This window comes from Paraglaciecola arctica, from assembly GCF_018861065.1.
GTDB lineage: Bacteria > Pseudomonadota > Gammaproteobacteria > Enterobacterales > Alteromonadaceae > Paraglaciecola > Paraglaciecola arctica_B.
In genome coordinates, this window is record NZ_JAHKQO010000014.1 from 39,252 (window position 1) to 46,575 (window position 7,324).

Here is a 7,324-nt window from a genome sequence, read left to right on the forward strand (position 1 = left end):
ATGTTAATTCGCAACTTTTACATTCAAACTCTATTGTTATAATATTATAACATAAAGACAAAAAGTAGTCTTTTCACCAAATAACATTGCAAGATTTCAGAAATACAGGGAACAAAATTTAATGACAAATTCAGAACAACTGCCTTTAAGTGGCATAAAAGTGATTGAATTTACGCACATGGTCATGGGGCCGACGGCAGGAGTAATTCTGGCTGACTTGGGGGCTGAAGTGATTAAAATTGAACCATTAGGGGGTGACAATACTCGGCGCCTAAAAGGTTCAGGTTCGGGTTATTTTTCTATGTATAACCGCAATAAAAAAAGTGTATTTATTAATATTAAATCTGCTGAAGGCAAAGATGTGGCGAAGTCGCTAATACAAGAAGCAGACATATTACTAGAAAACTTTCGCCCAGGGGCGATGGACAAATTAGGCCTAGGATACGAACAGCTTAAAACGCTGAATCCGCGTTTAATCTATTGTTCTCTAAAAGGTTTTTTAAGTGGTCCTTATGCGCACCGCACCGCACTCGATGAAGTCACCCAAATGATGGGCGGATTAGCCTACATGACAGGATTACCCAACAAACCGATGCGCGCAGGCTCATCTGTGATTGATATTACCGGTGGCATGTTTGGTGTAATCGGTATTTTGGCGGCGCTTGAAGAGCGTCACCGCACTCAGCAGGGTAAAAATGTCACTTGCTCCTTATACGAAACCACTGCCTTTATGGTGGGCCAACATATGGCGCAGCAGGTAGTAACAGGTGAGGCACCTCCTCCAATGTCGGTGCGCCGTTCAGCGTGGGCAATTTACGATATTTTTCATTGTGCTAATAATGAACAAGTATTCATTGGGGTGGTAAGTGATAGCCAGTGGCGTATTTTTTGTGACGCATTTGGTCTGGAAGAATTTGCACAAGACCAAAGCTTAGCACTCAACAATGGTCGGGTTGCGCAGCGAGAGCGTATTTTACCTGTCATTAATGAGGTCTTTGCAACACTGAGCAAAGAACAACTCATGGCCAAATTAGAAAAATCCGGTTTGCCTTTTGCTCCTATCAATAAACCATCTGACTTATTTGATGATCCGCACTTAAACGCCGGTGGTTTAGTTGATGTAACCTTGCCAGATGGTACTAAAACCAAATTACCAGGGTTGCCTCTGGAAATGAATAACGAACGTATGCCACTACGCCACGACATTCCAAAAGACCAAGGTAATTCAGTAGCGACCCTACAGGATGCAGGATTTAGTGAAGAAGACATTCAAAAATTGCTGTCGCTAGGCATTATCGACGCTTAGGCAAGTTTAGCATCAAAGTGATACCTTATTAAAAAGCGGCCTGTTATGGTTAATAACAGGCCGCTTTTTTAGTCAATCTATTTTAAATACTCACTTGACCCCCCCTAGGGTTCGGCTCAATTCACTCACCGCCTGACTCAACACTAACTCAGTGCGGATTCCATCCTAAGTTAACCATGGGTATTGGACTTGATAACTTCCTTTAAACGCCTCTATTTTTGATTGGGATTTAAGGGTCAAAGCTATGCCATCTAAGCCCTCGAGTAACATCGCTTGCTGGGCCGCTAAAATCGAAAAATCAAAACGTTGAATTTCAAGATTGTCACTCAATGAAACAGCGCTGACATAAGTTTCGAGCAAATTGATGTTGAGCTGATGGTTCTGAGGATCTTGCTGTACATGTTTTGCTAACATCAACACTTGTTGGTTTTCTAAGACCACGGGCAAAATGCCATTTCTAATACAATTATGATAAAAAATCGAGCCAAAACCCGGCGCAATAACCGCTTTAATACCGTACTCTTTTAGCGCCCAAACCGCGTGCTCACGTGACGAGCCACAGCCAAAATTATCCCCCGCCAACAATATACTGGTGCGCGAGTACTGAGGTTGATTCAGTACAAACTCAGGATTAGGCTCGCGGCCATTAGGCAAGGTATAACGCCATCCGGCGAATAGTCCCTCACCTAACCCTTGTTTGGATACCAGTTTCATTTCCCGGGAAGGGATAATCGCATCTGTATCGATATTTATTTGCAGCATAGGTGCTGCCACACCCTGATGAATAGTGAACTTTTCCATTACAAATATTCCCTCACATCAGCGATACACCCTGCAATCGCCGAAGCGGCGACTGTAGCGGGACTGGCTAAATGTGAACGAGTTTCTGGCCCTTGACGGCTTTCAAAGTTGCGGTTGGTGCTAGTCACCACCCTTTGCCGATAACCAAAACTTTCACCACCAGCAAAAAAACACATCGAACAACCTGATTCACGCCACTGGAAACCGGCATCCATAAAAATTTTGTCGAGGCCTTCGGCTTCGGCTGCACGTTTAACCGTAGACGAACCGGGAACACATATAGCGTTAATACCCGCAGCTACTTTACGCCCCTTTAGTACCTTTGCCGCTAAGCGTAAATCCGACAATCGGCTGTTGGTGCATGACCCAATAAACGCTGCGCCAATTGGCAAACCTTTTAAGGAAGTACCAGGTTGCAAATCCATATATTCAAAGGCACGACTCATGGCTTTAACTTGGTTTTCGGTAGCGTTATTGTCTATTTCAGGTACCACTGAGTCCACGCCACAAGCATGTTGTGGGCTGTTTCCCCACGTTATAGTTGGACTAATATCGGCGCAATCGATATCAATGATTGTGTCAAATTCGGCTTGTTCATCACTAAACAAAGTTTGCCAAGAATTAACCGCTTGCTCCCACAACTCGCCCTTAGGCGAATATTCTCGCCCTTGCAGGTATTCTATGGCCTTAGCATCAGGCGCAACTAAGCCTGTAAACGCCGAAAACTCAACCGCCATGTTACACAAGGTTAAACGCCCTTCGATATCTAAATCAGTAACGGCGCTGCCACTAAATTCGATAACATAACCCGCACCACCCGCCGCTCCATAGGCGCCGATAAGGTGTAAAATCATATCTTTAGCGCTCACACCAAACCCTAATTCACCATTAAAATTGACTTTCATGGTTCTAGGTTTGCTTACCCTAAGTGTTTTAGTAGCCAGTGCATGTTCTGCCTCACTTGAACCTATGCCCCAAGCCAATGCTCCCAAAGCACCTTGAGAGCAAGTATGACTATCGGGACACACTAAGGTAGCACCAGGTTGCACTATGCCAAGTTCGGGAGAAACGACATGTACTATGCCTTGCTGTGGATCATTCACATCAAATAGCTTGATATTGGCATCCACACAAGCTTGCCGCGTGGCCAAAATAAAGTCCTTACCGCTTGGTACTTTTGTGTTGTCATCTCTGCCAATAACGGTGTCTACTATGTGGTCCATAGTGCAAAACACGTGCTCTGGCGAGACTACAGCTCTGCCATCAGCTTGCAAACTTTTAAGGGCGATAGAGCCGGTACGTTCATGTAGAAATACCCTATCGATATAAATCAATGCAGCACCATCGTCTAGTTCAGTCACTAAGTGCCTCTGCCAAATCTTTTCAAATAATGTTCTTTGCAAAATATTTACTCACTTACTGTTTGACTAAGACTTCCCATTGACGCCTTGATAGCTGCGAAACGTCCTTCGATGCCACTTTTGGCGAAACACATCTGAATATTTTCTGGTAAATTTGCATCGTCTAACCTGTCCACATAGTGCTTTAACACACTGGAAGACCAGCGAATGATATGAGTAGGTACAGTGACCGGGCGCAACTGTTCAGGGCGCTCATTAATAAAGGCGGCTCGATAGGCTAAGTGGTAATTTTCACCGGCGTTGAAATAAGCCATTAACGTATCATGCACTGCTTCAGGTGGGATGTCGGCTTGACTCACTCTGGCTTGTTCCGAGGTATCAAACCACGGGAAGTAATGAAACAGCTGACTCGCCATTTTCCATACCAATGTTAAATGTGAACCATCTTTTTGGGGTTTAATGTCTGGAAAATAGTGTTTCACTATGGCGTTACGCTCTTCGTCTTTAAACCACGCGGCGTTTTCAAGCACAATCCCCTTGATAGCGGTTGGGTAAACTTTAGCGAACTCTATGGCAATTTGTGCGCCGGTAGCTGAGCCATAAATAATTGGCGTGTGGATCTCAAGCTTTTCGATAAAAGCATGCAAGGCTGCGACGTAAGGCTGCAAACTGGTGTTGGGTTGTTGCTCTAAATCATTATCGCTTTGTGGTAAAGGATCAGACTGGCCATAGCCTGGAGTGTCTATGGCAATCACGTTAAATGAGTCGGATAACGCGTTCATCATAGGCACCATCATCGCGGATGACATGGGTGATGCATGCAACAAAATAACAGTAGGCAAATCGCTTGGGCCTTGGCTGCGATAATGAATCTGCCAGGGCCTAGCGTCACCCAAAGTCACATAATGTTTAAGAACGGGTAGAACGGACATGACAGCTACTCCAAACCTAAAGTTTGTGGGTTAACCCGCGCATCAGGATCAACTAACGCCTTAATACCTTGAATGATCTTATAGGTATCTGTCTGTAAGCCCTCTTTGAAAGAATATGTTTTGCCAATCTGTAAATGCACCCCGCCTAGCTCCTTAAAGAAGGTACTGAGCTCGCTGCGGATTTCGTGGACTTTGTCTCTTGCCGGCAGGTTTTCTTCAAACTTGGTGATTTTTGCAAGATAGTCGGCTTCAACGCTCTTTTCATGGATTTCAGTGTAAGCATCAGGCCAGAAAAATACTGGCTCTAATACAAAACAATTAGTGGAGACAGTAGCAAATAAATAACCCACACCTATCTCAAATTTTTCCATGTCGGTAGCATGTTTGGCAAAAATAGCTTCCACCCCATCATGGGCTTGTTTAATTTTTGAATGGGAAAATAAACCATGCACAGGTACCCAACGCTCACCTTGTGGACCCAGCATATTATTGACCGGTCCAAATGGATTGGAGCGGGTTATTTTTGGAATACTATTTTCAATTTCGTTACCGTTAAATTGTTTAGCGATTGCACGAATATCGCTGATGCGCGCATCGACCGCTGCGTCGATTCGATCTTCCACAATGATTTGTACCGAATAAGCCACGTCTTTCATATAGCTGCGCCCTGCCATCGCCAGTTTCGCACCATCTTTAATGGCTCCAAGAAGCGAGCCTGACGATTTCATCACGCCAGCTAAGGCTTTGACATCTTTACCAAGGCTTTCTCTTTTTAGTCGCTGTGCTTGTAAAAATGGATCAAAACCAAAACATTCCATGGCTAAACCTTGTCGTGAAATCTCGCTCATGGCAGCAATACAATCATCTGCTTGTTTAAAATCGAACGCTAAAAAGCCTTTGGCGGGTAATTCGGGGATTAAGCGAAACGTCGCTGTTGCTTTAAAGCCGAATGCACCATTGTCACAGGTAAATAGGCCGGTAAGATCAGGACCATAATGACGAAAAAACGGCGTGCTATTCACTTGTGCAGCTGAGCCTGTGGTCACTAAGGTGCCATCACCTAAGGCCACTTCTAACCCCAGTACTGAGTCGACTGCGGTGCCAAACTGACCTGAGCCCCAAAAAATCGAATTTTGCGACAAGCCACCGCCAATCGTGGCTTTGCTGCCTGAGAGTGTTCCCCAATACGGAGTACGAAAACCCGAGCCTTTAAGGGACTCATGCAGTTTTTTCCAACTACAGCCACATTCAACTGTTACGTACATATCTTGAGTATTGATTTCGAGCACTCTATTCATACGGCTCAAATCGACTAAAACACTGTTCTTTTTAGCAGGCACATAACCTTTTGTGTATGACATGCCACCACCACGTGGCACCACAAACATATCAAATGCGGCGGCAATTCTTAGAATTTCGCTCAACTGTTGTTTGTTGTCAGGACTGACTACTATCTCTGCAGGAATGTCTTTGGTAAACACATCCTGTGCAAACAGACTGGTAGAATAATCGTCGACCAACACATTATCTTTACCCAAAACCGCTTCCATGGCAGTTAATACGTCTTGTTTAGAATGTATATTTTTATCCAATGTCATTTCCTTAGCACTTTTTACAAAATGCGCTTTAAGTTAATGTAAATGCCACCAAAACACTAATGACCTATCAATATGTCTTTATAACACCGAATTGAATTCACGACAATTGATTCTTTGCGGCTTATGCCATATTGATATATCATTTTGGCTCATCATGGCAATACTAAACTGAGAAGGATAAATCATGTCATTTGATTCTCGATTCGCGTCTTTGGCACAGTCTCCATTAGATAATGGCTCCCCTACTCCTCTATATTTTCAGCTATACAGTTTGCTCAAAAAAAATATCCTTAATGGAAGTTTAGAAGATGGTTCGCAACTCCCAACTGAGCTCAATTTATCCGAGACATTTAATATTTCACGGATAACAGCGAAACGCGCCCTAGACGAATTAGCCGCCGATGGATTAGTTGCTAGGCGCAGAGCCAAAGGAACACATGTTACCCATCAATATCAGCCTAATCCGATAAAAGCACCGCTCGTAGGCATGCTGCAGGAACTGGAATTTATGGGTCAGCATTCCGATGCAAAAGTGATTGAATTACTCAACACTCGACCTCCTGCAAACATAGCTAAGGAATTTAATTTAGGTGATGGAGAAACCCTATTAAAAATGACGCGGGTGCGTAGTCGTCAACATGAGGCGTTTGGATATTACTCAAGCTGGAGTAAAGGGCTACAGAAACTCAATGATAAAGCCAGTATCGAATCCCTTACTAGGCTCGAAATTTTTCGTGAAAACGGCATAGAAATCAAACATGTAAAACAAATACTCAGCGCATCTGCAGCGACACCTGAAGTCGCCAAAGAACTGGGGGTTGATGTGGGCTTTCCGCTGCTTAACTTAACGCGTCAGTCTTATGATGAGAACGAAAACTTAGTAGATTATTTAAACGCTTTGTATCATCCAGACCGTTTCCAATACCGCATGGACTTAACACCAGACTCCGCAGGTTAATTGCATAATTAAAGCGATTTTTTATAGTGTTTTATTTAAAGTGTTAACTGTTAATCTAGACTGCTCTTTAGAGAAAAGAACACATAAAAAACGCCATTTAAATTCAATGCCGATCAGTTAAGAAAACGTTTAATGCTCGAGTGATAAATTATTGATGTAAACAATAAAAGTGGATTCCGGCTAAAAGACTACCGGAATGACAAGGGTGAGGGAAGGCAATACAGGCTGCCGGAATGACCGTAATCCCCCTTGTCATTCCCGAATGCTTTTATCGGGAATCCAATGTTAAATAAACTGACTGGCGTTCCATAAAGAACGCCATTTAAAATCGATGCCGTTCAGTTAAGAAAACGTTTAATACTCGATTG

General features: G+C 43.6%; 6 protein-coding genes. 2 read left to right on the forward strand and 4 right to left on the reverse strand.

Annotation, left to right across the window (positions count from 1 at the left end):
• The first annotated feature begins 121 nt into the window (after positions 1-121).
• Positions 122-1,306 carry a CaiB/BaiF CoA transferase family protein gene (locus tag KO534_RS04645; RefSeq protein WP_215927783.1) on the forward strand — a complete coding sequence of 395 codons (1,185 nt, stop codon included), beginning with the start codon at positions 122-124 and terminating at the stop codon, positions 1,304-1,306.
• Positions 1,307-1,471: 165 nt separating this feature from the next.
• On the opposite strand, the gene leuD is transcribed toward KO534_RS04645, so the two are convergent.
• Genes leuD through KO534_RS04665 form a run of 4 tightly spaced genes read right to left on the reverse strand, consistent with a single transcriptional unit; the run spans position 1,472 to position 5,992 of the window.
• Positions 1,472-2,107 (reverse strand): 3-isopropylmalate dehydratase small subunit, encoded by a 636-nt coding sequence (gene leuD / locus KO534_RS04650; RefSeq protein WP_215927786.1) that lies wholly within the window; start codon positions 2,105-2,107, stop codon positions 1,472-1,474.
• Positions 2,107-3,510, reverse strand: coding sequence for a 3-isopropylmalate dehydratase large subunit (locus tag KO534_RS04655; RefSeq protein ID WP_215927788.1), 1,404 nt, complete (start codon positions 3,508-3,510; stop codon positions 2,107-2,109). The genes leuD and KO534_RS04655 overlap by 1 nt, the downstream gene beginning before the upstream one ends.
• Positions 3,511-3,515: 5 nt before the next feature.
• Positions 3,516-4,400, reverse strand: coding sequence for an alpha/beta hydrolase (locus tag KO534_RS04660; RefSeq protein ID WP_215927790.1), 885 nt, complete (start codon positions 4,398-4,400; stop codon positions 3,516-3,518).
• Positions 4,401-4,405: 5 nt separating this feature from the next.
• Positions 4,406-5,992, reverse strand: a complete 1,587-nt coding sequence (locus tag KO534_RS04665) for an FAD-binding oxidoreductase (RefSeq protein WP_252731957.1) — start codon at positions 5,990-5,992, stop codon at positions 4,406-4,408.
• 190 nt (positions 5,993-6,182) lie between these two features.
• Here KO534_RS04665 and KO534_RS04670 point away from each other — a divergent pair, with 190 nt between their 5' ends.
• Positions 6,183-6,956 (forward strand): GntR family transcriptional regulator, encoded by a 774-nt coding sequence (locus KO534_RS04670; protein WP_215927795.1) that lies wholly within the window; start codon positions 6,183-6,185, stop codon positions 6,954-6,956.
• The last annotated feature ends 368 nt before the right edge of the window (positions 6,957-7,324 follow it).

Bases quoted from the DNA above. Each gene is read 5' to 3' on its own strand.
- KO534_RS04645 (WP_215927783.1), top strand. From the start codon at position 122: ATGACAAATTCAGAACAACTGCCTTTAAGTGGCATAAAAGTGATTGAA.
- leuD (WP_215927786.1), bottom strand. From the start codon at position 2,107: ATGGAAAAGTTCACTATTCATCAGGGTGTGGCAGCACCTATGCTGCAA.
- KO534_RS04660 (WP_215927790.1), bottom strand. From the start codon at position 4,400: ATGTCCGTTCTACCCGTTCTTAAACATTATGTGACTTTGGGTGACGCT.
- KO534_RS04670 (WP_215927795.1), top strand. From the start codon at position 6,183: ATGTCATTTGATTCTCGATTCGCGTCTTTGGCACAGTCTCCATTAGAT.